The following is a 26,584-nucleotide window of genomic DNA, read 5'->3' as shown; positions in this document are numbered from 1 at the left end:
CTTTTGGTGCCAGTCTCAACGCACGCCCAGCAATCCGCCGAGTTCATCTGCCGCGAAGCAAGCGGCGGCTGGTGCGAAAGTGGCGGCGGTTGCGAAGCAAACTTCCTTCCGCCTGCCGAATACCGGCTGGTCGGGGTCATTCCCGACGAGCTTGGGTCGCAAGCGGCCATGCTTACCGAATGCCGCGAGAGCTGCGGTGCAGCTTGGCAGGCAGAGTTTGTGCGCGGCTTGGGCGACCAGCTTCGTGTCCTGCGCGATGGCGAGGAAATAGTCCTCGACCTGCAAACCGGCTTCTTCACTTATGCACGGATTGCTTCGGCCCAGTCGGCGGGCCGTATCACCTACGCTTTTGGCCATTGCGAACGCCCTAGCGCCTTCTGACGACGCAAGATTTCGGGGGGAGGCTCTTTTCCTCTCCCCGATTCTTTGGCTATCCCCTCGGCTCCCAATCGATGCTAGCCGACAGGATGCACTAAATGCCCGTTCTCAACTGGTTGACCCGCGGCGAGGACGTAAGAGAGGCTGACGCGGTTCCCTATAGGTTGTTGGAGCAAGTGCCGGAGTTAGGTGCAGGGAACACTGACACCAGTAATATGCTCATTCAGGGCGACAATCTGGAGGCCCTGAAAGCGCTCCTTCCCTTCTACGCGGGCCAAGTGAAGTGCATCTACATCGACCCACCCTATAACACCAAGTCCGCTTTCGAGCACTATGACGACAACCTAGAGCACTCGAAATGGCTGGCGATGATTTACCCGCGCCTTGTCCTGCTGCGGGAGTTGTTGGCAGAGGATGGAAGCATTTTCATTTCGATCGACGACAATGAAGCGCACTACCTCAAAGTTCTGTGCGACGAGGTTTTCGGGCGTGGAAACTTTCTCAATGATGTTTCGGCAAGGATGAAGCTCATCGCTGGTGCAAGCGGCGGTGGAGAGGAGAAAAAACTTCGGAAGAATATTGAGCACATTCTTGTCTATGCAAAGAATGCCTTTGGCTTGGGCGGCTTTGAACGGTTCAATGATGTCTACGAAAGCGTCCCATTGATGGATGAAATCGAGGCAATGGAGAGCGCAGGCAAGAGCTGGAAATACACAAGCGTTTTGGTCTCGAAGGGTGAACCAGTCGAGGAAAGAACTGTCCTAACAGGGGATGGGGAGAAAATTAGAGTTGTCCGCCGCGTTGGAATTGAGCGCACCACCGTCAATCAGCTATCCAAAGATGGAACTGAAATTAGCCGGATATACGACGAATATTTGCCTTCGATCTTTTCGGATACCAACGCACAAACGAGCATACGAACACGTATTAAGGACGAGTTTAGGGCGCTTGCCAACGGTGAGATACTTGAAGCAACTTATGTCCCGAGGTCAGGAAAAGATAAGGGTAAAGAAGTCACGCACTACTACATTGCGAAGTCCGTTCGCCGTGTGATCTGGTTGTCCGATATTGCGAGATTGGAAGCCGGAAAGGCAGTCAAACGAGAGAAGGTCGGTTCCTTTTGGGAAGGGTTCCCTCTGAACAACCTCACAAAAGAGGGTGGTGTCAGGTTTCCAAATGGGAAGAAACCCGAGGCGTTAGTCCAACGAATATTGCAACTTGCCACCAACGAGGGCGACCTTGTTCTTGATAGCTTTCTCGGCTCCGGAACGACCGCCGCTGTGGCGCACAAAATGGGCCGCAGATACATCGGTGTCGAACTGCGGGATAACGCCGTTACTCATGCGCAACCACGTCTTAAACGTGTGATTGAAGGAGAAATGGGAGGTATCTCCAAAACAATAGGCTGGAAGGGCGGTGGTGGCTTTCGCTTCTTTAGGCTCGGCCCCAGCGTTTTCGATGACCAAGGCCAAATCCGTGAGGATATCGAATTCGAGACGCTTGCCGCACACGTCTGGTTCTCGGAAAGAGCGAACCCTTGGAACCGAGAAGAACGGAGAGGCACCGTTCTAGGTGTCCAAGCTGATACTGCTCTCGCATTGCTCTACAACGGAGTTCTTCGTGACCGATCGGTCGACGGCGGCAATGTCCTGACGCGAGCCACTTTGAAGGTTATTCGACAAGACTTGCCCGAGGATTTTGCTGGAGAACTGCTAGTCTATGGAGAGCGTTGTGTTCTGTCGGAAGCCACACTGAAACGCGAGCGAATCACCTTCAAACAAACGCCTTATGACGTGAAAGCGAGGGTGTAATGGAACTGAAGAAATATCAGACGGCGACACTCGCTACCCTCGCCCGCTATCTCTCTGAAGCTCGGCTTGCAGGCCCTATCGATGCCTACACGGAACTAACGAGGGAGCCAGAGCTTGCGGAACGACTGAAGGGCCTGATTGAACCCTACGTTCCCTTGAAGGAACTTCAAGACACGCCCTACGTGTGTTTGCGCCTCCCCACTGGGGGAGGGAAAACCATTCTTGCTGCACATGCTGTCACGATTGCACGAGACAACTGGCTTGAGGATGAGTTTCCTTTAGCCCTTTGGCTTGTTCCCGGCAAAGTCATTCGCGCCCAGACAGTGGAGGCATTGAAGAACCCTCGCCACCCTTATCGTGCCGCATTGGATGAAGCCTTCGGCGGTCGTGTTCGAGTGTTTGACATTGGTGATTTTACCCAGATCACTCCGCAAGACCTTGCCGCGAATTGCTGCATTGTGGTCAGCACTATTCAGGCATTGCGCATTGCCGACACCGAAGGTCGCAAGGTCTACGCCCACAATGAGAACCTGGAGCCGCACTTCTCGGCAGTGCCGAAGAACCAGACCGGACTGGAAACCATTTCAGAAGGATACAACGCTGGAACCATAAAGTTCTCATTTGCCAACCTGCTACACCTGCATCGCCCGCTTATGATCGTGGACGAGGCGCACAAGGCCGTCACCGACTTGTCGCAAGAAATGCAGCGCCGCGTGAATCCCAGCGCCATCATCGAATTCTCCGCTACCCCGCATAAAAAATCGAACCTGCTCTATTCTGTCTCTGCACAGGAGTTGAAGGACGAGCAGATGATCAAGTTGCCCGTCATGCTGGCCGAGCATCCAAGCTGGCAACAGGCGGTAGACGGAGCAATCGCCAAGCGGGCCGAACTCGAAGACATTGCCGAGCTGGACAAAGACTACATTCGCCCGATTGTCTTGTTCCAAGCGCAAAACCGTGATCAGGAAGCCAACGTCGACACTCTGAAAGCCTACCTGATTGAGCAAGGCATTGTGGAAAATCGGATTGCCGTGGCGACAGGTGATCAACGGGAACTGGACAATATCGACCTATTCCGGCCCGACTGTCCAGTCGACTTCGTTATCACGGTCCAAGCTCTAAAAGAGGGCTGGGATTGCTCTTTCGCCTATGTCTTTTGCTCGCTCGCCAACATCGCCAGCGCAACCGATGCCGAGCAGCTCTTGGGCCGCGTTCTGCGTATGCCCTACGCCGAGCGCCGCAAGGCTCCGCAGTTGAACAACGCCTATGCGCACCTTGCTTCGCCAACCTTTTCCGCTGCGGCGATGGCGCTGAAGGACCGGCTGGTGAACATGGGGTTCCGCGATGACGAGGCCGTGGAGAATATCCAGCCGCAGCAGCAAACGCTGGATACCGGCCTATGGGGACAGCAGACCCGCCCCAAGCCTTCGGTAAATGTCAGCGTCGAACTGGACGATGACACGGCCAGCGCCATCCGCAAGGTTGCGCCCGACAAGATTGAAGTTGTCGCGTCTGACGGAGGCACGTCGATTAAAGTAACTGGCTTCCTCACGCCACAGCAGCGACAGGAACTTGAGGCCGCTCTGCCAGCCGCCAACGTGGACGCGGTGCGCAAGTCAATTGCCACCTACGAGACCGAGAATGCCGAGCGCGTTTCGCCTGCCGAGAAGGGAGCGCAGTTCGTGGTCCCTGCCCTCATGACGAGAATTCAGGGCGAGCTGGAGCTGGCAGAAACCGACCTGCTGATGGAGCACAACGATTGGTCGCTACTAGACCATTCGGCAAAGCTAGACGCCGATGAATTCGACCTTCGGCAAACGGCCAACACCTTTGAGATCGACTTGGATGGGCGTAGCCTGTCTGTAGTCAGCCGTGATGCCAGCAGGCAACTTTCCTTTGATGTCGAAGTCGAAGGTTGGACCGAGCAGGGGTTGGTCCTGTTTCTTGCCAAACAGGTGCGCCAGCCGGACCTTAGCCCTGCGCAACTTATCGAATGGCTCACGCGAACTGTTTCGCACCTAACAGGCGCTCGCGGCCTTCCTCTGACCGGCTTGATGCAATGCAAGTATATCCTCGCCCGTAAGCTACAAGACCGCATTGCTGCCATCCGCACGAAGGTTCGCGAGAACGTTTATCAGGCTTGCCTGTTTGGGCCAGAAGCCCAGCCGGAAATCAGCTTCGATCACGGCTTCGTGTTCAAGGACGGTATCTTCGCTTCTGCCCGAAAGTATCAAGGCGATTATCGCTTTAGCAAGCACTTCACGGGACCGGACAACGTGCCAGCCTTTGATGGCAAGCCGGGTGGCGATGAGGAACTTTGCGCAAGGGCGCTGGACAGCTTACCGCCCGAGCATCTGAAGCATTGGGTCCGCAACGTATCACAGCATCCAGACGCTTTTCGGCTGGGGCTGGCGAAGGACAATTTCTATCCCGATTTCGTAGCAGAGCTAACTGACGGGCGCTTGTTGGTTGCGGAATACAAGGGGGCGCACCTCGTCAGCAGCGACGAGACTAAAGCCAAGGCAGCAATCGGCCAGCGTTGGGAGCAGACCAGCAATGGAAAGTGTCTGTTCCTGATGGTTGAGAAAACGGTCGAAGGCAGACAGCCACGTGACCAGTTTCTGGAGAAGATTGAGGGGAAGTGAAATGAGAGCGCACCTTGAATAAGCGAAACGAAGTCCTTTTGACCCAGCCGGACAACGATGGCGACCGAACTCTGCTACAAAGATTAGCCTTCACCCCCGGCCTTTGTGAGAGAATTTCCCAGCAATTAATTAGCTCCGGTTCCGAGTCTATGACGCCCCTCGAAGTTGCAGTGGCGCTTGGAGCTGGGGAACGCCTAAATGTTCGGACTGATACCGTTGTGACATACCTCTTGCTTGACGGCCCTCTCCGTGAAGCCTTGGAGCCGCTCGGGAGCAAGACAAGCGACGAAGAACGGACAACAACAACGACCTCTGACCTTTAGCGGAAATTTTGAATGACCCTTGCCAAGCTGTCAGGGGGAACCCAATATTTCCGAAAAGGGGACCCATGAAAAAGGGACCCAATTCCTACACTTGCGGCTGCACCGCGTCCTTCTAGCTCGCCTAGCGGAGCGCGAAGGAAATGGTCTGTCCGCTCTAATTCCTGATTGCGTTCGCCTCGCTACGGAAACGCGTAAGACCGGAAATGACTGCACCAATTTATACCGCCACCGAAATGAGGGCCGCACAATACGCCGCGCTCACAGCACGACCGCAATCAGCGAAGGCAGTTGAGTTGTGTAGCCTGCTACTGCGCAAGCTCCTTCATCAAGCCCAACGCAGGCCCATGGCGAAACAGCAAACGGCATTCAACGCCCTGATAGCGGACCTGCTGGAGAGGGACCCACAGGACAATGGCGGCTGGCTTTACCGCTCGTTGAGCGCGAACCGCTTTTCCGGCGAGGCAATCGGCTATCGCCCTTTCATGGCCGTCTTACGCCCAATGATGGGACTAATGATCGACTTCGTGGGCGGCACCCGTCAATACACACAGAACGACCTTACAGGAGGAAGCCGCGAGAGGACTTGGGACCGCGCCGCTCGGTTCCGTGCAACCGACTGGCTGCGTGACTGGTTCGCTGCTGAAGGCGTGTCGCGCGACAATTGGAGCGAACACTTCCGGAGGGAACTGGTTGCAGCTTCCCCTCGTCAAGCGTCAGTCGAACTGCGTTACGCCAATCGTGCTGGGCAACGCTCTTGGAAGACTGTTCGGAATATGCCCTTCGACCGCAAAGACCCCAAGGCCGTTGCGATCATTGAGCGCATGGACCGCTTGAACGCCTTTCTGGCCGCGCAGACAGTCGAACCCTTCGGCCCAATATTCTTGCGCAGGATATTCTCAAATGGAGACCAGCCGGGATTCGACTGGGATTTGGGGGGCCGTCTCTATGCCCTCGGACATGACAACTTCCAGACGGCCAAGCGGAAGGACCGGGCGTCCATCCTCATTAATGGGAAAGCCACAAAGGAAATCGACCTTCGTGCCAGCCACCTCACTCTATTGGTTGGCCTCGGTCACGTCCCTATCACTGCGCTGGAAGGAGACCCGTATCAGGTTGAGGGCTTGCCTCGTGAAGTTGTAAAGCAATGGGTCACGATGACCATGAGCCACGACAAGCGCCACAAGCGTTGGCCTCCACTCGCGAAACGGGAGATGATGGAAAAGCACGGCTGGGACCTGACCAAAGACTTTCCGCTCATCCCCACCGGAGACGCTATCCTCGCAAAGTTGCCAATACTAGGACCGAAAGCGGAGGCTCTGACTGTGAGTTGGGGTCAACTGCAATTCATTGAAAGTGAGATCGTGCTCGCAACAATGGAGGAATTGGCCTTCAGCCATGGTATCGCCTCCCTTCCGGTTCACGATAGCCTTATAGTGCCGGAAGGCGATGTAGAACTTGCATCCTCTCTGCTGAAGGATGCCTTCAAGGCTTCTGTTGGCGTGAAGCCTGTAGTCACTTGAAGGGAGATATACAGGTATATCCTCCTTGTCCCTCTCTCGGCCAACCTTGGAGGGACTGGGGGAATAGCGAAGGGTATACTCATAACGTTTTTGCAGCATCGCGCATTGGCTGGTCCGAAGGTTCCCAGTCACGCTCTTGTTGCAAATGACAGGCCGTTCCGATCACACTTCGATCACACCGACATTGTGATTGCGTAGGTCACGGGATGGTCGTATGGTCTTGTCGGAGCTGCAAAGCGGCGGTTTTCCAAGGGTTTCAAGTCCCGCGAGCATTGGTCCCAACTTCAGGGGCACTGTCTTCGGGAGGCAGGGGCCGGAGGTTCGAATCCTCTCTCCCCGACCATTTTGCAAAAATTTCTCATGCGGAGTCTGGGCATCGTCCCTCGCCGCCCCTTGTAATCGAACCGCAACATCGCCATTGGGGCAGCGCTGCTGGTTACAAACGGAAATCGATGAATTTCACCCATCCCTTTTTGGACGGAGACGGTGACGACAAGTTGCACGAAGAGTGCGGCGTGTTCGGCATCATTGGCGCGCCCGACGCGGCTGCGGCCTGTGCGCTGGGTCTGCACGCCCTGCAACACCGGGGGCAGGAAGCCGTGGGCATCACCAGTTTCGACGGGACGGAGTTCTTCACCCGTCGTGGCCTAGGCCACGTGGCGGACAACTTCTCCAGCGCCGAATCGATTGCCGAACTGCCCGGCCAGATGGCGGGCGGCCATGTTCGCTATTCCACCACCGGCGGCTCCGGCATGCGCAACGTGCAGCCGCTTTATGCCGATCTTGCCAGCGGCGGCTTTGCCGTCGCGCACAACGGCAACATCTCCAACGCGATGCAGCTGAAGCAGGAACTGGTCAGCAAGGGCGCGATCTTCCAGTCGACGAGCGATACGGAGGTGATCATCCACCTCGTCGCGACCAGCCGCTATCCCACCATGCTCGACAAGCTGACCGACGCGCTGCGCCTGGTCGAAGGCGCCTATGCGCTGGTGGTGATGACACCCCGCGGCATGGCCGCTTGCCGCGATCCGATGGGCATTCGCCCGCTGGTGATGGGCAAGCTGGGCGATGCAGTGGTGTTCGCCAGCGAAACCGTGGCGCTCGACGTGGTCGGCGCGGAATTTACCCGGCAGGTGGAGCCCGGCGAATTCATCGAGGTGGATTTCGACGGCTCCATCCGCTCGCACCGCCCCTTCGGCAATACGCCGGCGCGACCGTGCATTTTCGAACACGTCTATTTCAGCCGTCCTGATTCGATCTTCAACAAGCGCAGCGTTTACGAGAGCCGCAAGAACATCGGCATGGAACTGGCGCGCGAAATGCCATGCGATGCCGACCTGGTCGTGCCGGTGCCCGACAGCGGCACACCCGCCGCCATCGGCTATGCGCAGGAAAGCGGCATTCCGTTCGAGCTGGGCATCATCCGCTCGCACTATGTCGGGCGCACCTTCATCCAGCCCAGCGACGGCGCGCGCCACGCGGGTGTGAAGCGCAAGCACAACGCCAACCGCAAGATCGTGGAAGGCAAGCGCATCGTCCTCATCGACGATTCCATCGTGCGCGGCACCACCAGCCTCAAGATCGTGCAGATGATGCGCGATGCAGGTGCGAAGGAAGTGCATTTCCGCGTCGCCAGCCCGCCCACCGGTCACGGCTGCTACTACGGCGTGGATACGCCCGAACGCTCAAAGCTGCTGGCGGGGCGCATGGACCTGGAAGCGATGCGCGAGTTCATCCAGGCCGACAGCCTCGCCTTCGTCTCGATCGACGGGCTTTACCGCGCCGTGGGCCTGGAAGGCCGCGACAAGGCCTGCCCGCAGTATTGCGACGCGTGCTTCACCGGTGAATACCCCACTCCGCTGACCGACCTTGCAGGCCGCAAGGAGAAGGAGGCGCAGCTATCCCTACCCGTCAACAAGGTCGCCTGACATGACTGACACCGCCGCAGACCAACCCCTCGCGGGCAAGATTGCGCTTGTGACCGGTGCCAGCCGCGGGATCGGCGCGGCCACGGCCAAGGCGCTGGCGGCCAAGGGCGCCCATGTCGTGCTGGTGGCCCGCAAGGTGAAAGACCTTGAGGGCGTGGAAGACGCGATCCACGATGCCGGAGGCACGTCCACCATCGCCCCGCTTGACCTGACCGACGGCGAAAGCATCGGTCGCCTGGCGCAGGCCATTGCCGAGCGTTACGAGAAGCTCGATATTCTCGTGATTGCCGCAGCGCAGCTTCCTACGCTCACGCCCGTAACGCAGATCGACGCCAAGCAGTTCAATCAGGCGCTGACGCTGAACGTGCTTGCCACGCAGGCGCTGCTCGCCGCGTTCGATCCGCTCCTGAAGCGCGCCGAGGCGGGCCGCGTGATCGGGCTTACCAGTTCGGTTGGCGCAGAGCCGCGCCCCTTCTGGGGTGCATATGGCGCGACGAAGGCCGCTTTCGACAACCTGCTGGAAAGCCACGCGAAAGAGGTCGAGCGCATCTCCGAGACGCGCCTCGCCATCATTGATCCGGGTGCGACTCGGACCGACATGCGCGCTCGCGCTTATCCAGGCGAAGATCCCGATTCGGTGAAGCCGCCTGAGGTTGTCGGCGAGCGTATTGCCGAATTGCTGATCGCGGATTTCCCCAATCTGCACCGCGAACGAGTGGAAACGCAGCGTTAACCCTCCCCGTTAGTTCGCTGGTAAGCGTGCTGGGACATTCTGCGTGAAGCAAGGCCCCCGGAAGGGGCGTCCTCGGTACCACGCGAATTACGGGAACTCGCCGCCATGAGCATGCAGAACACCATGGGCCGCTACGATGTAGCCGCACAGGAAGACCGCAGCGCGCCGCGCACAAAGATCATGATCCCCGCCCAGCTGCGCGGATCGGGCATGCGCGCATTCCAGACGGTAGTGAACGATCTTTCCCTGTCGGGCTTTTCGGCGACGGCGCTCAACCGGATGCATCCCGGCTCTGTGTGCTGGCTGACGCTGCCGGGCCTCGAATCGCTCCAGGCCGAAGTGGTGTGGTGGGAAAACGGCATGGCCGGCTGTGCTTTCACCAACCTGCTTTCCCCTATCGTTCACGACAATATCCTCGCCCGCTACCGTGGCGACGGGAGCTATCGCGGCTGAATCTTCGCCAGCGCTTTTCGCAAACAGGGGTCGTGTCAAAGGGGTGCTTCGGCGCCCCTTTTTCCTGCAGATGATGCAATCCTACTGATTTTTGCCGCAATTGGGCTGACGCGCCCCCTGTTCTTGGTCTATTGTGCATCTGCACAGTCACCACTCGCGCAGTATTGCCAGACAGGGGGTCCGCGTGGCGAATACAGAAGACTTCGTCGACTATTACGATCTGTTGCAGGTCAATCCTGGATGCGACCAGCGCATTTTGGAAGTCGCGTTTCACTACTTTGCCAAGATGTACCACCCGGACAATGCCGAAACGGCGGACATGTCCAGGTTTCATCAGGTCAGCGAGGCGTACAATGTCCTGCGCAATCCGGCAAAGCGCGCCGAATACGATCTGCTTCACGCCGAAGTCACCGACCGCGCCCATCCGCCCCAGACCGGCATTCACGGCATCGACGAGGCAACCGCCCAGGCAGATGCCGAAATCCACAGCCAGATCCTCAACATGCTGTACCAGCGGCGCCGGGAGTTTCCCATGGATGCCGGAATCGTCGGATGGCTGATCCAGGAGCAACTGGGCTGTTCCGATGATACGTTTGAGTTCCACGGGTGGTATCTCAAGTCGAAAGGCTTCGTGAAGATCAACGAACAGGGCAAGTATGCCATCACCGTGGAGGGTGTCGATCAGGTCATGGCGACAAGCCGCACGAGGTCGGTCGAGCAGCGGCTGATTCCCCGGACACCGACTGACGGGTAAAGGCAGGTCCGGATTGCTTGCACGCAGGCTGTCGGCGACTGCTCTAGCCTAACCAGTGACGGCGATTGCCGACGTCGCGCAGCCTGAACAGGGTAGTCGCGATCACGAGCACACCTGAGACAACGGTTGCATAAGCCACCGGCGGGGCGACCTGTCCGCCCGCGGCATAGATTGCCGTCAGGGCCCAGAGGAACACGGCGGCATAGACCGGGTTTCCCCGCCCGCGCCCAACGGCAAGCGCGGCAATAATTCCTCCCACCAGCACTACTGCCGCCGCCAGCACCATATTCGCCTGCTCGAAAGCGACCCCGTGATATTTCAGCGAGGCGGAAATATTGACGATAGTCGCCGCCGTCAGCCATGCTGCAAGGGCGCTGAGAGGAAGCATCACAAGCCAGCGTTCCACCGTCACGAATTCGCGCCGCAGGGCGACCAAACGGCGATAGACGGTCAGCAGACAAACCAGTGTGAAGACGATGATGACGACCGATAGTGCCGTCAGCGCGTGAAGCTGGGTATAGATTGCCCACAGGCCGTTGCCGAGAAACGCACCGGCAGCGGGCCAGGCAATGGCGTTCAAGAGGTCGTCCCTTCGCTGTCCCGGCAGCGCCTGGTAAATCGCAAAGGCGACGGTTCCCGCGAACAGCGGTCCCCATATCGCGAAGGCCCAGCCAGCCGGTGTCACGAGCGTACGTGTAGCATCGGACCTGCTGCCGATCTCCTCACCGATGCCGAGAGCGGGAAGGAAGGTTGCGCCGATCTGGATGATGACGGCGATCACCACCGCCGCGCGCTGGATCATGCTTCGTTCGAAGGCACTGGATTTTCGTGACGGTTTGCTGGCCATGGTCTGCGAACGCTGGCTATCCCCGCTCGGTTCCTCTTTCGCGCTCCTTACGGACCTCGGCGCTATCGCACCATCGGCTCGGCCGGTTCGCCCACGCGCGCGCCTTCCACGCCGCGCCGGGCATCGACGGCGGCCTGCACGGCTTCGTAGAAGCGGTTGCGCTCCTCCCCTGCCCCGTCGTTGCCGGTGGACTGACGCCAGTTGGAATTGGTGGCGATGACAAGGTCGCGCGCCGGGTCCACGAAGATGCCCTGCCCGAACAGGCCGCTGGCAGCATAGGCACCGCCCGGATAGGTCCACCACTGGTAGGCATAGCCGCGCCCGAAGCGCCCGGTCTCGAATGTAGGCGTGGTGGCTTCCTCGAACCATCCCTCCGGCACTACACGCTCCCCGCCAGCCATGCCGCCGCCCATCGCGAAAAGGCCAAAGCGCGCCATGTCGCGGGTGCTGGCCTGGATGCAGCAGCCGGAAATCTCGCTGCCGGAGTTCGACAGCAGCCAGGTCGCGTCCTGTTCCATGCCGAAAGGGGCCCAGACCTTTTCCGAAAGGTAATCGGCAAGGTTCTTGCCCGTGGCCTCGCGCACCAGCACGCCGATCAGATTGGTTTCCCCGGTGTTATACTGCCAGCGCGTACCCGGCTCCGCTTCCCGTGGAAGCTGGCGCATGTAATCTACCAGCGAATCGACGTCTTCCTCGGTGCTCTCATGCTCGGCAAAGACGGCAACGTCACTGGCTGGGTCGGAGTAGTCCTCGCTCCATTTGACGCCGCTGCTCATGGTGAGGAGCTGGCGAATCGTCACATCGTCGTAGGCGGAGCCGCGCATGTCGGGCAGGTACTTGCTGACAGGATCGTCGAGGCTGTCGATATAGCCATCGGCCAGCGCAGCGCCGACCAGCGTGGAGGTGAGGCTCTTGGCGACCGAAAAGCTGGTCCACTTGCCGTCGGCATCGAAATCGAGGCCATAGCGCTCCAGCACCACCTTGCCTTCATGCACCACGACGACGGCGGCCGCGTTCTGGCTCTGCATGAAGGCATCGAGATCGAAACCGGCGAGGTCTAGCGGTTCGCCATCGGGCAGCGGATAGGTCGCCTCGCCCGCCTCGATCACCCGCGCCTCTGCCAGCGCGGGAAAGGCATCGAGCGCGCGGAAGGCGGCGTTGCGCGTGTCTTCGGGCCAGAACAGCACGTCGCGATCGGTCGGCATATTTGCGAGGACACCGCGTTGCTCCTCGTTAAGCGAGAGCCAGAAGGCCCCTCCTGCCATCACGAGCAGCGTGAGAATGCCGAGAATCCACTTCTTCATCATGCGTCCTTCACAAGCGTGACCTGGTGCACGTCGATCCCGCCACCGCGGAATCCGCCTTCGCAATACATCAGGTAATAGCGCCACAAGTCCGTGAAGCGCTTGTCGAAATCGGCAGGCAGACGCCCTTCGGCACAGGCCGCATCGAACCGTTCGCGCCAGCATTTCAGCGTTTCGGCGTAGTCTTGGCCGAAATCGCGCTGGTCGCTCCACCGCAGGCCGCGCTCCAGCGCCAGGCGGCGGAATTCGCTGGTGCGAATCAGGCAGCCGCCGGGGAACACATAGGCCTGAATGAAATCGGCGCTGGCGGCGTAGGAATCGAAGATCGGCTCGGCAATGGAGATATACTGGATCGCCGCGCGCCCGCCGGGCTTCAGGTTGCGCGCCACGCAGTCCATGAAGGCGGGCCAGTATTCGCGGCCAAGCGCCTCGACCATTTCCACGCTGACGATGGCATCGTATTTGCCGTCCATGTCGCGATAGTCGCACTTGCGATAGTGCGGGCCGGGATTGTGCGCCCTCGCCCATTCGAGCTGACTGTCGGAAATCGAGATCGCGGTGACATCGCGTCCCTCGCCCGCCAGATGCGCGGCCAGAGAACCCCAGCCGCAGCCGATCTCGAGCACCCTATCCGCCCTGCCGATCCGCTTCGAAAGCGCCTGCCACTTGCGCCGCTGGGCGGCTTCGAGCGAGCCTTCCTCGTCAAACCACTTCCCGCTGGAATAGGTCATCGTGGGGTCGAGCCAGCTGGCGTAGAAATCGTTGCCGAGATCGTAATGCGCGTGGATATTTTTGGCAGCGCCCGCCCGCGTGTTTCGCTTCAGCGCATGCATCGCGCGGGCCGCCAGTCGCCACGGACCCTTCGCCCGCGCAGCATCTCCCAACGACACGGCATTGGCCATGAACAGCGCGAACAGCGGCACCGGATCGGGGCTGGACCATTCGCCTGCTTCCCAGGCCTGATACCAGCCGACCGAGCCACCCGTGGCCAGCCGCAAAAGCCCGCGCCAGTCGTGCAGTGCCACCTCGCACTCGAAGCCGGGTGCGGTGCCGCCCAGCGTGCGCTTCGTTCCATCCGGCAAGGTCGCGTGGATGGCCCCGCTGGAAAGGCCGGCATCGATCCTGGCGAGAATGCGGGAGACGGCAGGAGCGAACAGCCGGGCAGCCGTGCCGGGCCTCAGCCCGAACCGCTTGCCGCTCTCCAGCAGTCCCTCTCCGCGTGCGTGACCCGCTCTCATGGCCGCGCCTTATGACGAGGGTCCGCCCGCTTCTCAAGGCGTGTTTACGGCAATTGTCAGTCCTTGCTGGCGCGGTAGGTTTCCAGTGCCCTTTCGCGCGCTTCCTTGTGGCCGATCAGCTTCTTGGGATAGTCCTTCGGACGACACTTTTCGGACGGATCGTGAATGTCCTTGTCAGGCAAGTCGGCCAGTTCGGGCACCCATTCGCGAATGTAGTCGCCTGCATCGAATTTCTCGCTCTGGCTGAGCGGGGCCATGATGCGCACGAACATGTTGCTGTCCACGCCCGTGCCGCTCACCCACTGCCAGTTCGTGCCGTTGGAGCCGTAATCGGCATCCACCAGCGTATCCCAGAACCATTTCTCGCCGTGCCGCCAGTCGATCAGCAGGTGTTTGACGAGAAAGCTGGCGGCGATCATCCGTACGCGGTTGTGCATCCACCCTGTCGCCCAGAGCTGGCGCATCCCGGCATCCACGATGGGGTATCCGGTGCGGCCCATCTGCCATGCTTCCAGTTCCTCTTGGATCAGATGCCCACGGTTCGGATTGCGCCAGAAGTTGTCGTCGTAGCCGTCTCGGTAGGGCTCCATCGCGTATTTCGGAAACTGGCAGATCAGGTTCTGCGCATAGTCGCGCCAGATGAGTTCCGCGCGGAACATGCGCGCGCCGTCGCTGGTGTAGTTGCCCATTGCATCCCACAACATGCGCGGCGAGACTTCGCCGTGGTGCAGGTGCGGGGACAGGCGGCTGGTGGCATCCTCGCTCGGCAGGTTGCGATCGTCAGTATAGTTCTTGCTGACTTCCAGGAAAGCGTCGAACCGCTCCATCGCCGCCGCGGTGCCATGCTGCCCGTCCCAGAACTCGCGCATGCCCCCGGCCCAGTCCGGCTTAGTCGGCAGCAGGTCCAGGTCTTCCAGCGTGTCGCTGTCCGGCCAGCTATCGGGGCCGGAAAGGCTGGGCTCGGGCAGGATGTCGAAGCCGTGAATGGCATCGAACATCGAATCCTTGAACGGCGTGAATATCTTGTAGGGACTGCCCGAGCCGGTCGTCACGCTACCCGGCGGGAGCAGATAATTGCCGTCGTGCAGTTGCAGGTCCAGCTCGTCCTTCAGCTTGCCTTGCGCCTTGCGCCACCACGGCTCGTAATGGCGAATGGCGTGGACGGTCTTCGCGCCCGTCTCCTCGGCCAGTTTGGGCAGCACGTCGCACACGCTGCCGCGCCTGAGGACCAGCTTCGAGGAATGGCGTCCGAGGTCCTTTTCCAGCGCTTCGAGCGCGTGGTGCAGCCACCACCGGCTCGCCCCGCCCAGCTTTCGCTCTCCCGGTGTCTCGTCGTCGAGAATATAGACCGGGATTACAGGCCCGGCCTGCGCGGCGGCGGTGAATGCGGTATGGTCGGTGAGGCGCAGGTCGCGGCGCAGCCAGACTATCTGTGGTTCGGACAAGTTCGGTTTCCCCTTCAGCAGGGCAACGGTATCAACTTCCCGCAGGTTCCGAACACAGACCATCGGGCAGGGTCACGCTGAAGCGCCCTTCCTCGATGCCGTAATAGCGCGCGTCTCCCAGCAGGTAGGAGCCGTCTTCCAGCCGGGTGATGACGGGCGCACGGCTCCAGAACAGGAACGCGGCGACCTGCTCGCTCTGTACCTTTGCCGTTTCCAGGTCGCAGGTCGAAAGCGCCACGTTGCCCACCTTCTCCCCATCGATGAAATAGCTGCCGCTACCGCTCACCCCGATGCTCTCCCGCTCCCAGAAGGCCAGCGGCGGCGGCGAGGAAATGGTTTCCACGAACGAGGTGCTGGCCATGCGATCCGCCTGAGAGATGGCGAAATTGCCGAGCAGGTAAACGAGGCAGAAGCCCAGCGCCACGCGCGCCGCCTTTCGCCAGTCCCCGCCGCGCTTTTCCGCACGGCGCGAAATCCAGGTGCCCGCAATCAGCATGGCCCACAGCCACACATCGATGATGAACAGCACGTCGCCGTAGAACCAGCGGCTGGAGAACGGCTCCAGCAAGCGGATGCCATAGACGTTCAGCCAGTCGAGCGCCGGATGCGTGAGGCAACCGATCAGCGAAACGCCGTAAAGCCAGCCGAAGTGGACCGGCAGGCGCGCCTCGGGCCTTTTCCCTTGTTTCGTCTGCCACCTGTCCCATCCCCAGAGCAGTGTCGCAAGCACGAGGGGCAAAAGCAAAAGCGCAATAGGCCCGTGGGTAATCCCCCGGCGAAACGCGAGATGCTCCACCCCCTCCAGCCAGAAGAAGCACGCGGCATCCACATCGGGCAGGTTCGCGCCGATGATGAGAGCCGGCATGGCAAGGCCCGTCTTTTTCTTGAGGCCCGCCTGCCCGATCAGCGCGCCGGTGAGCGAATGCGTGAGATTGTCCATCGCCCGCAATCTTAAGCCGCGCCTTACAAAGCACTAGCCCCAACAAGCGCTTTATCGCCAGCCGCCTTGCGGCTAGGCAATCGCCATGACGGGGACCTATGACGAGGCGGATTACCTTTCTACGGCGCCGCGCCGTGCGCGCACGCGTCCCGCGTGGTTGGGCCTGGGCTTGCCGGTCGTCGCTATCTTCCTTGTGGCGGGCGGGATCGCCGCCGTCGTCGGCCTGACCACGCAAGAGCTTTACGAGGCGGAAGCCGAGGTCGAACTGATCACGCCCGCAAGCCTCGCCGACATCGAGGATATCCCGCTGCCGGACGAACGCATTGCCGCTGCGAAATCCAGCGCGGTCGCCACCAGGGCGGTGACGGAGCTTGGCCTGCTGGAGGACTCGCGCTTCCTCACCATCCATCCTGCCCTCGATACCAGCGACGTCGATCTGGCCGAGCGGCGCGTCCGCGCAGCTTCGCTGGTGTTGCAGAACACGCGAACCGAGATCGACGACGGCGGCTCAATCGCCGGCATCGTCCACAGGTCGCCCGACGCTGCGCTGGCAGCGGACATTGCGAATGCGCTGGCAGCAGCCTTCGTCCCTGCCGATGCAGAACGGCTTGCAGGCGTCGACGGCAATTCGCGCGCTGAGCTGGAGGCCCTCGTCGCGCAGGTACGCACGGAACTGGAGGAGGCCGAACGTAATCTGGCCGAGGGGATGTCCGAGGCTGATATCGTCGCCCTCCCCGCCGACGAGGCCGGGCTTGTCGCGGTGGACGGCGACGACGCATTGACGGCCGAAGCGCGCGACGCGCTGCAATCGCAGCTGGCATTCGTGCGATCGCGGCTGGACAATCTGGAAGCAGCCATAGCCAGCGGCGCGGTGGATTCGAGCGACCCGGTGATCGCGCAGCTTCGTGAAAGCCGCGAGGAACTGGAGCAGGAGTACGACCGCATCACGCAGCAGTTCCGCGAGGACTATCCGGCGGCGCTGGACCTCCAAGAACGGATCGACGTGATCGACGCGACCCTTTCGCGCGAAGCCGTGCGGATCACCGAGGAGCGCGCGGCCGAGGCGCGGCGACTGCGGATACAGGAAAGCGACCTGAGAGCGCAGATCGAGGCGCTGGGCTACGAGGTGGCGGAGCGCGGAACGGCTGGCCTTGCCCTCACCGATGTGCAGAAGGACGTCGTCGAGAAGAGGGAGCTCTACAGCCTGCTGCTCGCACGCCTCGCCGCGTCAGAGAGCGGGGACATGCCGACGACGGCGCGCGTTATCGCGGACGCCGTGCCGCCAACACGACCGGTCGTTCCGGACTGGCGACTGATCATCGCCATCGCCGCGGGCTTGGCGCTGCTGCTTTCCGGCCTGCTGATAGCGCGCGACGTACGGCGCCAGCGCCAGTTCTACTGATCGTCTAACGAGCGCCGTGCCCGGTGAAGACGACCTGCACGGTTCGCATCAGGATCAGGAAATCCAGCCAGTACGAGAAATTCTTGATATAATAGAAATCGTACTGGAGCTTGTGGTCGATATCCTCCAGCTCCGTGACGTGGCCCTGGTTGACCTGCGCCCAGCCCGTGATGCCCGGCCGCACGATGTGGCGGTAATCATAGAAGGGAATTTCCTTCTGGTACCAGATGCCGAGGGCCAGGGCCTCCGGTCGGGGACCGATCCAGCTCATGTGACCAAGCAGGATGTTAAACATCTGCGGCAATTCGTCGATGCGCGTACGCCGCAGGAATGCGCCGAGCTTGGTGATGCGCGGATCGTTCTCGCCCGTCATCGCCTGGGCACGCTGTTCCTCCACGTCCATTGACAGTTCCTCGCAGCGCATCGTGCGGAACTTGCAGACGTCGAACGGCCGTCCGCGGAAACCGACCCGCTCCTGCCTGAAGAGCACCGGGCCGGGCGAATCCAGTCGCACCAGCAAGGCCACGATCAGAAGCGGAACGACGAGGAGGGGCAGCAGGACAAGCACCAGCGCAATGTCGAAAAGGCGCTTCAACTTCATGAAGCTCATGTTCGGCAGCAGCGAACCGAAGCTGTTTTCCGAAAGGTGTTCCACCCAGACCTTGCCGGTAGCAGCCTCGTAGACCTGCTTGAAGTGGAAGACCGGAACGCCCTCCAGCGCAGCGGTGGCAAGCAGTCGCTCCCAGTCGTCGTCCAGTTCCGCATGAAGATCAGCCACGATAATGGCCCCGTCGTGCATGGGCAGCGTAGGCACTGCAAGATCGCGAACGATCAGGCCAACGTTCTTCAGGCGCCGGATACGTCCGCCGGGCACGGTATAGAAGATGGACCGGTCCGCCTTGGTCGCCATGCTCATCACGCCGATGTAGACGAGCACGGAGACGGCGAAATTGAGCAACAGGACCTGGTTCGAGTATTCGAAGCGGAAGGCAAGGATGCACAGCGCCACCGCGCCGAAGCTGGCGATGAATGTGGGCAGCACAGCGCCAAGTTGCTTCACGCCGGGATAGATGTTTACCCGCCGGGCAAAGAAGATGCCGGCTACCAGCGCAATGATCGAGGCGACCACACTGTTCTGGAAGGTCGGGTTGTCGAGAATGGAGAGTTTGGCGCCGAAATAGATGAACGGCGGCAGGATCGTACCGAGAACGACGCAGGTAACGACCTGTACCAGGAACGAGCGGTAAATGCTCCGGCCCCCGTGGACCAGCTCTGAAGGAGCTGCCATCAGCATGACCCAGTTAACCCCACACTCAATTTGAAACAAAGACATACCGCAACGCACGGCGAGGCCGATGTTTCCGGAACAGCGGGTTCTTAAGCCGCTGCCCGTCTTTGTGCAAGTGCGAGACTACACCGGGTCGGAGGCTGTCCCGCTCACTGTCCATGTCTGGCCCTTTGCCAGAAGACGCGCGATACTCGTATCCTTGCCAGCGCTGGCGCGCTCCTTCTCGGCAATGACGGCTGCCTCGTAAGTGGGTGCAGGATCGTCGTAGATGACGCCCAGCGGCATGGGGAATTCGCCGAACGGCAGTTCCACCAGCATATGGGCGAGCATCCGGTTGGTGGCATCGTGCACCTGCACACCGGCAGCCTGCCAGTCGCCATCGGCCACGTCGACAACCTCGAAGGCAAAAGCCTGCGTGTTGAGCTTCAGACCCTTCACACCGCCGGTCTTTTCGCTGCCGAACAACATCGGCTCGCCATGGGACAGCCACAACTGCTGCTGCTCAGCGCCTTTCGGCTTGGCGAAATCGTCAAAAACGTCCTTGTTGTAGACGATGCAGTTCTGGAAAATCTCGATAAAGGCCGCACCCTGGTGGGCGTGGGCGGCCGTCAGCACATCGGGCAGGTTCTTGGACACGTCGATCCCGCGGCCCACGAAGCGCGCACCGCTGCCCAGGGCGAAGGCGCAGGGGTTGGCCGGGTGGTCGACGGAGCCGAGCGGGGTCGAAGGCGTGCGCGTATGCTCGCGGCTGGTGGGCGAATACTGGCCCTTGGTCAGGCCGTAGATCTCGTTGTTGAACAGCATGATCTGCATGTTCACATTGCGGCGCAGCACGTGCATCATGTGGTTGCCGCCGATCGACAGGCCATCGCCGTCGCCCGTCACCAGCCACACGTCGAGATCGGGATTGGCGAGCTTGATGCCCGTGGCAAAAGCCGGGGCGCGCCCGTGGATCGTGTGGAAGCCGTAGCTTTCCATGTAGTAGGGGAAGCGGCTGGAGCAGCCGATGCCCGATACGAACACGGTGTTCTTGGGGTCTGCGCCAAGCTGCGGCAGCGTGCGCTGCACGGCCTTCAGAATGGCATAGTCCCCGCAACCGGGGCACCAGCGCACTTCCTGGTCGGTTTCCCAGTCCTTCAGCGTGGTTTCGATCTTGCTCATCTCGTTCATTTCTCGACTCCCACCGGATTGGGAAGCTGGTCGTCATTGGTGCCGATCTTGCCGCCGCACTTCTCGTTCAGGCAGCGCCCGATGGCTTCCTCCAGTTCGGCGATCTGAAACGGCTGGCCGCTGGTCTTGGTCAGGCTTTCGGCATCGATCAGGAACTGGTCGCGCAGCAGCGTCTTGAACTGGCCGGTGTTCATTTCCGGCATCAGCACGTGCTTGAAGCCGGAGAGCAGCTTTCCGAGGTTCTGCGGCAGCGGCCAGATGTGGCGCACGTGAACGTGGGACACCTTCGCGCCTTTCTCGATCCAGCGGTTCACCGCCTGTTTGATCGGGCCGTAGGTGCTGCCCCAGCCCACCACGACGAGATCGCCGGTATCCTCACCCCAGGACACTTCCTGGTCGGGCACGACGATGTTCGCCACCTTGTCGCGGCGAAGCTCGGTCATGCGCTGGTGGTTGGCGGGCGAATAGTCGATGTTGCCGGTGGTCTCGTGCTTCTCGATGCCGCCGACGCGATGCATCAGGCCGGGCGTGCCGGGCTTCACCCAGGGACGCGCGCCCTTCTCGTCGCGCTTGTAGGGGAGGAACTCCTCGCCTTCGGGCAGCTCCTCGAGGAAGGTCGCCGGAAACGGCTCGTATGCGGAAGGATCGGGGACTTTCCACGGCTCCGCGGCGTTGGCGATGTAGCCGTCTGTCAGCAGCATGACAGGCGTCATGTACTGCGTGGCGATGCGGCAGGCCTCGATAGCGACGTCGAAGGCGTCGGCAGGGCTGCGCGCGGCGATAACCGGCATGGGCGCATCGCCGTTGCGACCGTAGACGGCCTGGTAGAGATCGCTCTGCTCGGTCTTCGTCGGCAGGCCGGTGGACGGGCCGCCGCGCTGCGAGTTCACGATCACCAGCGGCAATTCCACCATGATGCCAAGGCCCATCGCCTCGGTCTTCAGCGCAATGCCGGGGCCGGATGAACTGGTGACGCCCAGCTGGCCGGCATAGCTCGCACCGATCGCGGCGCAGATCGCGGCGATCTCGTCCTCCGCCTGGAAGGTGGTGACGTCGAACTCCTTCAGCCGTGCGAGGTGGTGGAGGATTGCTGATGCGGGCGTGATGGGATAGCCGCCGAAGAACATCGGCAGTTCCGCCAGCTGCGCGCCCGCCACGAGGCCGAGCGACACGCTCTCCGCGCCGGTGATGGTGCGGTAGAGGCCCGGTTCCACCGGGCGCGGCGGCATGTGCACCTGCTTCAGCGGGCCGGAAAGCTCCGCCGTCTCGCCATAGGCATGGCCCGCGTCGAGCGCGGCGATGTTCGCCTCGGCAATCTCGGGCTTGCTCTTGAACTTGGCCTTCAGCCAGTCGTGCAGCGGTTCGCGCGGACGATCGAACATCCACAGCGCCAGGCCCAGCGTCCACATGTTCTTGGACCGCAGCGCATCCTTGTTGCCGAGGCCGAAGGGCTTCACCGCCTCGATCGTGCGTTCGGAAATGTCGAAGGCCAGCAGGTCGAACTTGGCAAGGCTGCCGTCTTCCAGCGGGTTTTCCTCGTAATGCGCCTTTTCCAGGTTACGCTTGGTGAAAGCGCCGCTGTCGGCGATGATCAGGCCGCCGGGCTTCAGCGAAGCGAGGTTCACCTTAAGCGCCGCCGGGTTCATCGCCACCAGTACATCGGGCGCGTCGCCCGCGGTGTTGATCTGGCGGCTGCCGAAGTTGATCTGGAACGCCGAAACGCCGAACAGCGTGCCCTGCGGCGCGCGGATTTCGGCGGGGAAATCGGGGAAAGTGGCAAGATCGTTGCCCGCCAGCGCGGTGGACAGGGTGAACTGTCCGCCCGTCAGCTGCATTCCGTCGCCGCTGTCGCCAGCGAAACGGACCACCATCGAGTCCTGAACCTGAGTGTCGGGCTGTGCTTCAGCCGTCTGTGTAGCCATTGTAAATTCTTCCTGCCGCGTCGGGGCTTGTGGCCCCAGCGTATGCGGGCGACCTAGGTTCCTCTCCGCCCCAAGACAATCAAGTTTTTCTGTTTCGGCGGCAATAGCTGGCTTTCACCTCTCCACCATCCTAGATGCAGCACCATGACCAGACCGGACAAGCTGCAATACCGCCCGTGCGTTGGCACGATGATGATCAATTCCGCCGGGGAAGCCTTTGTCGGCAAGCGGATCGACAACAAGGAAGGCGACTGGTGGCAGATGCCGCAGGGCGGCGTCGACGATGGCGAGGACCTGGACGAGGCCATGTTCCGAGAACTGGGGGAGGAGACGGGCGTCACCACCCGCCACCTGCAGATCGTTCACCGGATGGAGGAAGAGCTCTATTACGACCTGCCCAAGGAACTGCACGGCAAGCTGTGGGGCGGCAAGTACAAGGGCCAGCGGCAGGCATGGTACCTGGTGCGCTTTACCGGCGAGGACAGCGATATCGACCTTGATGCTTTCAAGCACCCCGAATTCTGCGAATGGAAATGGGTCGATCCGGACCTGCTTCCCGAGCTGATCGTGCCGTTCAAGCGCGAGGTTTACGAGACGGTGGTCTCAGCCTTCAAACCGCACCTGTAGGCAAGCGAATTTCCCTCAGTTCTGGACCACGTCCTCGTCAACGGGGATGGCTTCGGCCGTCATCACCGGCGGGCCGCGATCGATGGCGGCGGCGAGTTGCACGGTTTCGGTGCAGGTTTCGCCGCACAGGGTCTGCAACCGCGTCAGGTTCTCCCGCGCGGCGCTGAGCGCGCCCTTCTCCACCAGCGCCTCGCCCTCGCCCGTGATGGCGGCGAGGTTTTCGGGATCGCGTTCCTGCGCCTCGCGGTAGAAGTGGATCGCCTTACCCTGCAGCCCTTCGACGCGGGCAGCGTTCGCAAGGTCCAGGTAGACATCGGTGTAGCCCGGATCGATGGCGAGCGCAGCCTCGAACGCGTCGATCGCGGCCTGCGTTTCGCCCATCTCCAGCGCGGCATTGCCTTCGGCCACCAGCGCCACGGCCCGCGGATCGGCTTCGTAGTCGCTCGCTTGCCCGATGCTGGCCGTGGTGGCGAATGCAAGGGACAGGGCGGCGGCTACGGGTGCGAAGCGCATGGCGTACTCCTTCAACTTGGACGCAAGAGAGAGATTGATTTCGTCCATCTGGAGGGTGTTATCACGCCTTACATAGACGTGCGATGAAAAATCCGTCCGTGGCATCGCGGGACGGCGAGAGGCGTATTCCCGCGCCGCGCGGGGCGCCGAGTCGAAGGTCGGGCATATCCGCACTCCAGCCGGGGTTCTGCCTGAGGAAGGCATCGACCTGCCCGGCCCCTTCCTCGTCCAGCAGCGAGCAGGTGACATAGGTCAGCGTGCCGCCCGGTTTCACCAGGTCTGCGGCGATCCGCAGCAGCCGCGCCTGCAAGGCAGTGAGCTTCTGCAACTCACCCTCCGACAGGCGCCAGCGCGCTTCGGGATTGCGTCGCCACGTGCCTGTGCCGGAACACGGTGCGTCGACGAGAACGCGGTCGGCCTCGCCCAGCCATTCCTCCAGCGCCTCGGCCTCCTTGCCGGGATCGAGCAGTACCTCGCGCGCGATCAGCACCCCTGCCCGCTCGGCGCGCGGGCCAAGCTGAGAGAGGCGGCGCTTGTCGGTATCGGCGGCGACCAGCGCGCCCTCGTTCGCCATGGCTGCGGCCAGTGCGAGGGTCTTGCCCCCGGCCCCGGCGCACAGGTCCACCACGGTTTCTCCCGGCTGCGCGCCCACGGCCATGCAAGCGGCCTGACTGCCCAGGTCCTGCACCTCGATCAGTCCGTGCCCGAACGCGTCCCATGTGGAGACTTGCGTGCCGGACGGGAAGCGCAGCGCACCGGGCAGCGCCAGCGGCTCGCCTTCTTCTGGCAAGCCTTCCAGCGCGCCGGACACTTTCAGCCGGTTGATCCGCACGTCCAGCGGCGCGCGGCCCAGCAGCGCCAAGGCCTCGTCCTCCCCGACGCCGCTGGCGATCAGGCGATCCTCAAGCCACTCGGGCGCGATGCCGCCCTCGGCCGGGCGTTCGCCCTCGCCAATCGCGGCGGGGCCGTATTGCGAACCGTCGAACAGGTCGCGAAGCTCGGGCTGCTCTTCGGCCAGCCCCAGCATGGCAGCGCGACCATTGGCGGGCACCGGGCCGCAGGCACGGATCGCGTCGTAGACGTGCTCGCGGATGGCGCGCTTGTCCTTCGAGCCGGCGAAGCGGTGGTTCTTGAACCACTCGGCCACCAGCCTGTCTGCCGGGGCACCGCCGGAACGGGCGGCTTCGATCACGGCATCGAGTATCTCGATAGCGGCCTGGACGCGGGCGGAAGGGGTCATTCTGTCACCATTGTGGAACGCCTAAGGCCCCTCTTTGAAATAGTTGCCCCGCCCGAATTTCCGTTTCCTCGCAGCGACTTGCGCGAAGAACCGGCTGTTGGACCTGTAACCTTTGCGTGAAACGCGGCGGTCGGGACGAGAACGTGTGTCATGCCGGGCAAGCTAGGCCCCCCGGCAACGGTAGGAAACCGGCCCGCCGGGCACCTTACCGCGTCGGGTAGTTCGGTGCCTCGCGGGTGATGCTCACGTCGTGGACGTGGCTCTCGCTCAGCCCCGCATTGGTGATCTGCACGAACTCGGCGTTCTTCTTCAGGTCCGCGATGGTGGCGCTGCCGGTGTAGCCCATGGCTGCCTTGATGCCGCCCACCAGCTGGTGGATGATGTCGCGCGCCGGGCCCTTGTAGGGCACCTGACCTTCGATGCCTTCGGGTACCAGCTTCATCTGGTCCTTGATGTCCTGCTGGAAATAGCGGTCGGCAGAGCCGCGCGCCATGGCAGAGACGCTGCCCATGCCGCGATAGGCCTTGTAGGCGCGGCCCTGGTAAAGGAAGGTTTCGCCCGGCGCTTCCTCGGTACCTGCCAGCAGGCTGCCGATCATCACTGTGCTGGCCCCGGCGGCAAGCGCCTTGGCCGCATCGCCCGAAGTGCGCAGGCCGCCATCGGCAATCACCGGCACGTCGCCCGCGACGCTTGCGGCATCCATGATCGCGGTCAGCTGCGGCACGCCCACGCCCGCCACGATGCGCGTGGTGCAGATGGAGCCGGGGCCGATGCCCACCTTCACCGCGTCCGCACCAGCGTCGATCAGCGATTTCGCGGCAGCGGCGGTTGCGATGTTGCCCGCGATCACCTGCACCGAGTTGGAAAGGCGCTTCACCCGGTCCACCGCCTCGCCAACGGCCTTGTTGTGGCCGTGGGCGGTGTCGATGATGATGACGTCGCACTCGGCGTCCACCAGTGCCTCGGTCCGCTCGAAACCCTTGTCGCCTACCGTGGTGGCAGCGGCCACGCGCAGGCGACCGCCCTTGTCCTTCGTGGCATCGGGGTTAAGCACGGCCTTCTCGATATCCTTCACCGTGATCAGGCCGACGCAATGATAGTCCTTGTCCACCACCAGCAGCTTCTCAATGCGGCGCTGGTGCAGGATCTTGCGCGCTTCCTGCTGCGTCACCTGCTCGCTGACAGTGGCGAGGTTTTCGCTCGTCATCAATTCCTTCACCGGCTGGCCGGGATTGTCAGCAAAGCGCACGTCGCGGTTGGTGAGGATGCCCACCAGCTTGCCGGAGGGGTCCGTCACCGGAATGCCGCTGATGTTGTGGCGGGTCATCAGTTCCTGCGCGTCACCCAGCGTGGCGTCTGGCGTGATGGTAATGGGGTTCACCACCATTCCGCTCTCGAAGCGCTTCACCCGGCGAACGGCAGCGCACTGTTCCTCGATCGTCAGGTTACGGTGGAGCACGCCCATCCCGCCCAGCTGCGCCAGCACGATGGCCATCTCGGCTTCCGTCACCGTATCCATCGCAGAGGAGATGATCGGGATGTTGAGCCCGATATCCTTCGTCAGCTGCGTCTTGGTGCTGGCCTGCGAGGGGAGGATGTTGCTTTCGGCGGGCTGCAGCAGCACGTCGTCGAAAGTAAGGCCGGTGCGGATTTCCATTGGGGGCGCCACTTCTGTGTCTCGGGTGATTCGTGGCGGCCCATGTAAACGCACTGTGTGGCATTTGGTAGGGGGTGGGGGTGGTTTATCGTGGCGGCCAGCCCTTAACACCGTCATCCCAGCGAAAGCTGGGATCTCTCTCGTTCAAGCCAGATGCTCGAAATAGTCGTCCCAGTCAGGATTGACCTTCTCGATCAGTTCGATCTTCCACGCCCGCTTCCATGCCTTCATGGCTTTCTCTCTTGCTATCGCATCGGTTATTGTCTCGTGACGTTCGGCATAGACGAGCACGTCCAGGCCATAGCGGCGACAGAAAGCCGAGCCAGTGCCTGATCTGTGCTGCATGGTCCGGGAGGAAATATCGGAAGTCACGCCGATATACAGAACGCCGTGACGCTTGTTCGTCATGATGTAGACCCAGCCGCCCATTTCAGATGACGTGGGGC

Annotated in this window: 22 protein-coding genes; 10 read left to right on the top strand and 12 right to left on the bottom strand. The window is 61.6% G+C overall.

All coding sequences use genetic code 11. The features are described 5' to 3' along the window. Nucleotides 1-6 precede the first annotated feature (6 nt). From D4Q51_RS13875 to D4Q51_RS13835, 8 genes are all read left to right on the top strand, one after another. On the top strand, nt 7-381 hold the full coding sequence (locus D4Q51_RS13875) for a hypothetical protein (protein WP_162925341.1): 375 nt from the start codon (nt 7-9) through the stop codon (nt 379-381). Between the two features lie 95 nt (nt 382-476). Next, nucleotides 477-2,189, top strand: coding sequence for a site-specific DNA-methyltransferase (locus D4Q51_RS13870; protein ID WP_120078419.1), 1,713 nt, complete (start codon nt 477-479; stop codon nt 2,187-2,189). After that, complete coding sequence (locus tag D4Q51_RS13865) at nt 2,189-4,834, top strand: DEAD/DEAH box helicase (protein WP_120078418.1); 2,646 nt, start codon at nt 2,189-2,191, stop codon at nt 4,832-4,834. The genes D4Q51_RS13870 and D4Q51_RS13865 overlap by 1 nt, the downstream gene beginning before the upstream one ends. A 667-nt stretch (nt 4,835-5,501) precedes the next feature. Next, nucleotides 5,502-6,677, top strand: a complete 1,176-nt coding sequence (locus D4Q51_RS13860) for a hypothetical protein (protein WP_205689503.1) — start codon at nt 5,502-5,504, stop codon at nt 6,675-6,677. Between the two features lie 452 nt (nt 6,678-7,129). After that, complete coding sequence (purF, locus tag D4Q51_RS13850) at nt 7,130-8,605, top strand: amidophosphoribosyltransferase (protein ID WP_120078416.1); 1,476 nt, start codon at nt 7,130-7,132, stop codon at nt 8,603-8,605. A 1-nt stretch (nt 8,606) separates the two neighbouring features. After that, nucleotides 8,607-9,338 carry an SDR family NAD(P)-dependent oxidoreductase gene (locus D4Q51_RS13845; RefSeq protein WP_120078415.1) on the top strand — a complete coding sequence of 244 codons (732 nt, stop codon included), beginning with the start codon at nt 8,607-8,609 and terminating at the stop codon, nt 9,336-9,338. A gap of 105 nt (nt 9,339-9,443) precedes the next feature. Beyond that, complete coding sequence (locus tag D4Q51_RS13840; protein WP_120078414.1) at nt 9,444-9,791, top strand: PilZ domain-containing protein; 348 nt, start codon at nt 9,444-9,446, stop codon at nt 9,789-9,791. Nucleotides 9,792-9,975: 184 nt separating this feature from the next. Further along, entirely contained in the window at nt 9,976-10,545 is a 570-nt protein-coding gene (locus D4Q51_RS13835) for a J domain-containing protein (protein ID WP_120078413.1), read from the top strand. A 43-nt stretch (nt 10,546-10,588) separates the two neighbouring features. Here the strand turns inward: D4Q51_RS13835 and D4Q51_RS13830 are convergent, their stop codons facing one another. The 5 genes from D4Q51_RS13830 to D4Q51_RS13810 form a co-directional block, all read right to left on the bottom strand. Then, nucleotides 10,589-11,347 carry a hypothetical protein gene (locus D4Q51_RS13830; protein WP_240624754.1) on the bottom strand — a complete coding sequence of 253 codons (759 nt, stop codon included), beginning with the start codon at nt 11,345-11,347 and terminating at the stop codon, nt 10,589-10,591. A gap of 107 nt (nt 11,348-11,454) precedes the next feature. Next, nucleotides 11,455-12,699, bottom strand: coding sequence for a serine hydrolase domain-containing protein (locus tag D4Q51_RS13825; RefSeq protein ID WP_240624752.1), 1,245 nt, complete (start codon nt 12,697-12,699; stop codon nt 11,455-11,457). Beyond that, a complete protein-coding gene (locus D4Q51_RS13820; RefSeq protein ID WP_120078411.1) occupies nt 12,696-13,934 on the bottom strand; it encodes an SAM-dependent methyltransferase in 1,239 nt (412 codons plus the stop codon). The genes D4Q51_RS13825 and D4Q51_RS13820 overlap by 4 nt, the downstream gene beginning before the upstream one ends. Nucleotides 13,935-13,990: 56 nt before the next feature. Further along, nucleotides 13,991-15,379 (bottom strand): cryptochrome/photolyase family protein, encoded by a 1,389-nt coding sequence (locus D4Q51_RS13815; protein ID WP_120078771.1) that lies wholly within the window; start codon nt 15,377-15,379, stop codon nt 13,991-13,993. Nucleotides 15,380-15,410: 31 nt separating this feature from the next. Next, the gene (locus D4Q51_RS13810; RefSeq protein WP_120078410.1) at nt 15,411-16,319 is read right to left on the bottom strand and encodes a metal-dependent hydrolase; all 909 of its coding nucleotides are present in this window, start codon (nt 16,317-16,319) and stop codon (nt 15,411-15,413) included. Between the two features lie 85 nt (nt 16,320-16,404). Here D4Q51_RS13810 and D4Q51_RS13805 point away from each other — a divergent pair, with 85 nt between their 5' ends. Further along, nucleotides 16,405-17,721, top strand: coding sequence for a GumC domain-containing protein (locus tag D4Q51_RS13805; RefSeq protein WP_120078409.1), 1,317 nt, complete (start codon nt 16,405-16,407; stop codon nt 17,719-17,721). Nucleotides 17,722-17,725: 4 nt separating this feature from the next. On the opposite strand, the gene D4Q51_RS13800 is transcribed toward D4Q51_RS13805, so the two are convergent. From D4Q51_RS13800 to D4Q51_RS13790, 3 genes are all read right to left on the bottom strand, one after another. Further along, the gene (locus D4Q51_RS13800; protein ID WP_162925339.1) at nt 17,726-19,009 is read right to left on the bottom strand and encodes an exopolysaccharide biosynthesis polyprenyl glycosylphosphotransferase; all 1,284 of its coding nucleotides are present in this window, start codon (nt 19,007-19,009) and stop codon (nt 17,726-17,728) included. A gap of 123 nt (nt 19,010-19,132) precedes the next feature. Continuing rightward, nucleotides 19,133-20,179 (bottom strand): 2-oxoacid:ferredoxin oxidoreductase subunit beta, encoded by a 1,047-nt coding sequence (locus D4Q51_RS13795; protein ID WP_120078407.1) that lies wholly within the window; start codon nt 20,177-20,179, stop codon nt 19,133-19,135. Then, nucleotides 20,176-22,101: a 2-oxoacid:acceptor oxidoreductase subunit alpha gene (locus D4Q51_RS13790; RefSeq protein WP_120078406.1), complete on the bottom strand. Its 1,926-nt coding sequence runs from the start codon at nt 22,099-22,101 to the stop codon at nt 20,176-20,178. Before D4Q51_RS13790 ends, D4Q51_RS13795 begins: the two co-directional genes overlap by 4 nt. A 144-nt stretch (nt 22,102-22,245) precedes the next feature. On the opposite strand from D4Q51_RS13790, the gene D4Q51_RS13785 reads away from it, so the two are divergent. After that, nucleotides 22,246-22,728, top strand: a complete 483-nt coding sequence (locus tag D4Q51_RS13785; RefSeq protein ID WP_120078405.1) for an RNA pyrophosphohydrolase — start codon at nt 22,246-22,248, stop codon at nt 22,726-22,728. Nucleotides 22,729-22,743: 15 nt separating this feature from the next. Here the strand turns inward: D4Q51_RS13785 and D4Q51_RS13780 are convergent, their stop codons facing one another. The 4 genes from D4Q51_RS13780 to D4Q51_RS13765 all read right to left on the bottom strand — a co-directional run bounded on the left by D4Q51_RS13780 (nt 22,744) and on the right by D4Q51_RS13765 (nt 26,567). Next, on the bottom strand, nt 22,744-23,241 hold the full coding sequence (locus tag D4Q51_RS13780; RefSeq protein WP_120078770.1) for a tetratricopeptide repeat protein: 498 nt from the start codon (nt 23,239-23,241) through the stop codon (nt 22,744-22,746). Nucleotides 23,242-23,302: 61 nt separating this feature from the next. Then, complete coding sequence (locus D4Q51_RS13775) at nt 23,303-24,481, bottom strand: RsmB/NOP family class I SAM-dependent RNA methyltransferase (RefSeq protein ID WP_120078404.1); 1,179 nt, start codon at nt 24,479-24,481, stop codon at nt 23,303-23,305. 205 nt (nt 24,482-24,686) lie between these two features. Beyond that, a complete protein-coding gene (gene guaB / locus D4Q51_RS13770) occupies nt 24,687-26,138 on the bottom strand; it encodes an IMP dehydrogenase (RefSeq protein ID WP_120078403.1) in 1,452 nt (483 codons plus the stop codon). A gap of 144 nt (nt 26,139-26,282) precedes the next feature. Next, a complete protein-coding gene (locus tag D4Q51_RS13765; RefSeq protein WP_120078402.1) occupies nt 26,283-26,567 on the bottom strand; it encodes a GIY-YIG nuclease family protein in 285 nt (94 codons plus the stop codon). Nucleotides 26,568-26,584 lie beyond the last annotated feature (17 nt).

It is taken from the genome of Aurantiacibacter odishensis, from assembly GCF_003605195.1.
Taxonomy (GTDB): Bacteria; Pseudomonadota; Alphaproteobacteria; order Sphingomonadales; family Sphingomonadaceae; genus Alteraurantiacibacter; species Alteraurantiacibacter odishensis.
Note: the sequence above shows the minus strand (reverse complement) of the source record. Positions and strands in the feature narration are given on the sequence as shown.

What these genes read in the sequence shown, in the direction of transcription:
- D4Q51_RS13870 (WP_120078419.1), top strand. Translation starts at nt 477, where the DNA reads ATGCCCGTTCTCAACTGGTTGACCCGCGGCGAGGACGTAAGAGAGGCT.
- D4Q51_RS13865 (WP_120078418.1), top strand. Translation starts at nt 2,189, where the DNA reads ATGGAACTGAAGAAATATCAGACGGCGACACTCGCTACCCTCGCCCGC.
- D4Q51_RS13860 (WP_205689503.1), top strand. Translation starts at nt 5,502, where the DNA reads ATGGCGAAACAGCAAACGGCATTCAACGCCCTGATAGCGGACCTGCTG.
- purF (WP_120078416.1), top strand. Translation starts at nt 7,130, where the DNA reads ATGAATTTCACCCATCCCTTTTTGGACGGAGACGGTGACGACAAGTTG.
- D4Q51_RS13845 (WP_120078415.1), top strand. Translation starts at nt 8,607, where the DNA reads ATGACTGACACCGCCGCAGACCAACCCCTCGCGGGCAAGATTGCGCTT.
- D4Q51_RS13840 (WP_120078414.1), top strand. Translation starts at nt 9,444, where the DNA reads ATGAGCATGCAGAACACCATGGGCCGCTACGATGTAGCCGCACAGGAA.
- D4Q51_RS13830 (WP_240624754.1), bottom strand. Translation starts at nt 11,347, where the DNA reads ATGATCCAGCGCGCGGCGGTGGTGATCGCCGTCATCATCCAGATCGGC.
- D4Q51_RS13825 (WP_240624752.1), bottom strand. Translation starts at nt 12,699, where the DNA reads ATGATGAAGAAGTGGATTCTCGGCATTCTCACGCTGCTCGTGATGGCA.
- D4Q51_RS13820 (WP_120078411.1), bottom strand. Translation starts at nt 13,934, where the DNA reads ATGAGAGCGGGTCACGCACGCGGAGAGGGACTGCTGGAGAGCGGCAAG.
- D4Q51_RS13810 (WP_120078410.1), bottom strand. Translation starts at nt 16,319, where the DNA reads ATGGACAATCTCACGCATTCGCTCACCGGCGCGCTGATCGGGCAGGCG.
- D4Q51_RS13805 (WP_120078409.1), top strand. Translation starts at nt 16,405, where the DNA reads ATGACGGGGACCTATGACGAGGCGGATTACCTTTCTACGGCGCCGCGC.
- D4Q51_RS13800 (WP_162925339.1), bottom strand. Translation starts at nt 19,009, where the DNA reads ATGGCAGCTCCTTCAGAGCTGGTCCACGGGGGCCGGAGCATTTACCGC.
- D4Q51_RS13795 (WP_120078407.1), bottom strand. Translation starts at nt 20,179, where the DNA reads ATGAACGAGATGAGCAAGATCGAAACCACGCTGAAGGACTGGGAAACC.
- D4Q51_RS13790 (WP_120078406.1), bottom strand. Translation starts at nt 22,101, where the DNA reads ATGGCTACACAGACGGCTGAAGCACAGCCCGACACTCAGGTTCAGGAC.
- D4Q51_RS13785 (WP_120078405.1), top strand. Translation starts at nt 22,246, where the DNA reads ATGACCAGACCGGACAAGCTGCAATACCGCCCGTGCGTTGGCACGATG.
- D4Q51_RS13780 (WP_120078770.1), bottom strand. Translation starts at nt 23,241, where the DNA reads ATGCGCTTCGCACCCGTAGCCGCCGCCCTGTCCCTTGCATTCGCCACC.
- D4Q51_RS13775 (WP_120078404.1), bottom strand. Translation starts at nt 24,481, where the DNA reads ATGACCCCTTCCGCCCGCGTCCAGGCCGCTATCGAGATACTCGATGCC.
- guaB (WP_120078403.1), bottom strand. Translation starts at nt 26,138, where the DNA reads ATGGAAATCCGCACCGGCCTTACTTTCGACGACGTGCTGCTGCAGCCC.
- D4Q51_RS13765 (WP_120078402.1), bottom strand. Translation starts at nt 26,567, where the DNA reads ATGGGCGGCTGGGTCTACATCATGACGAACAAGCGTCACGGCGTTCTG.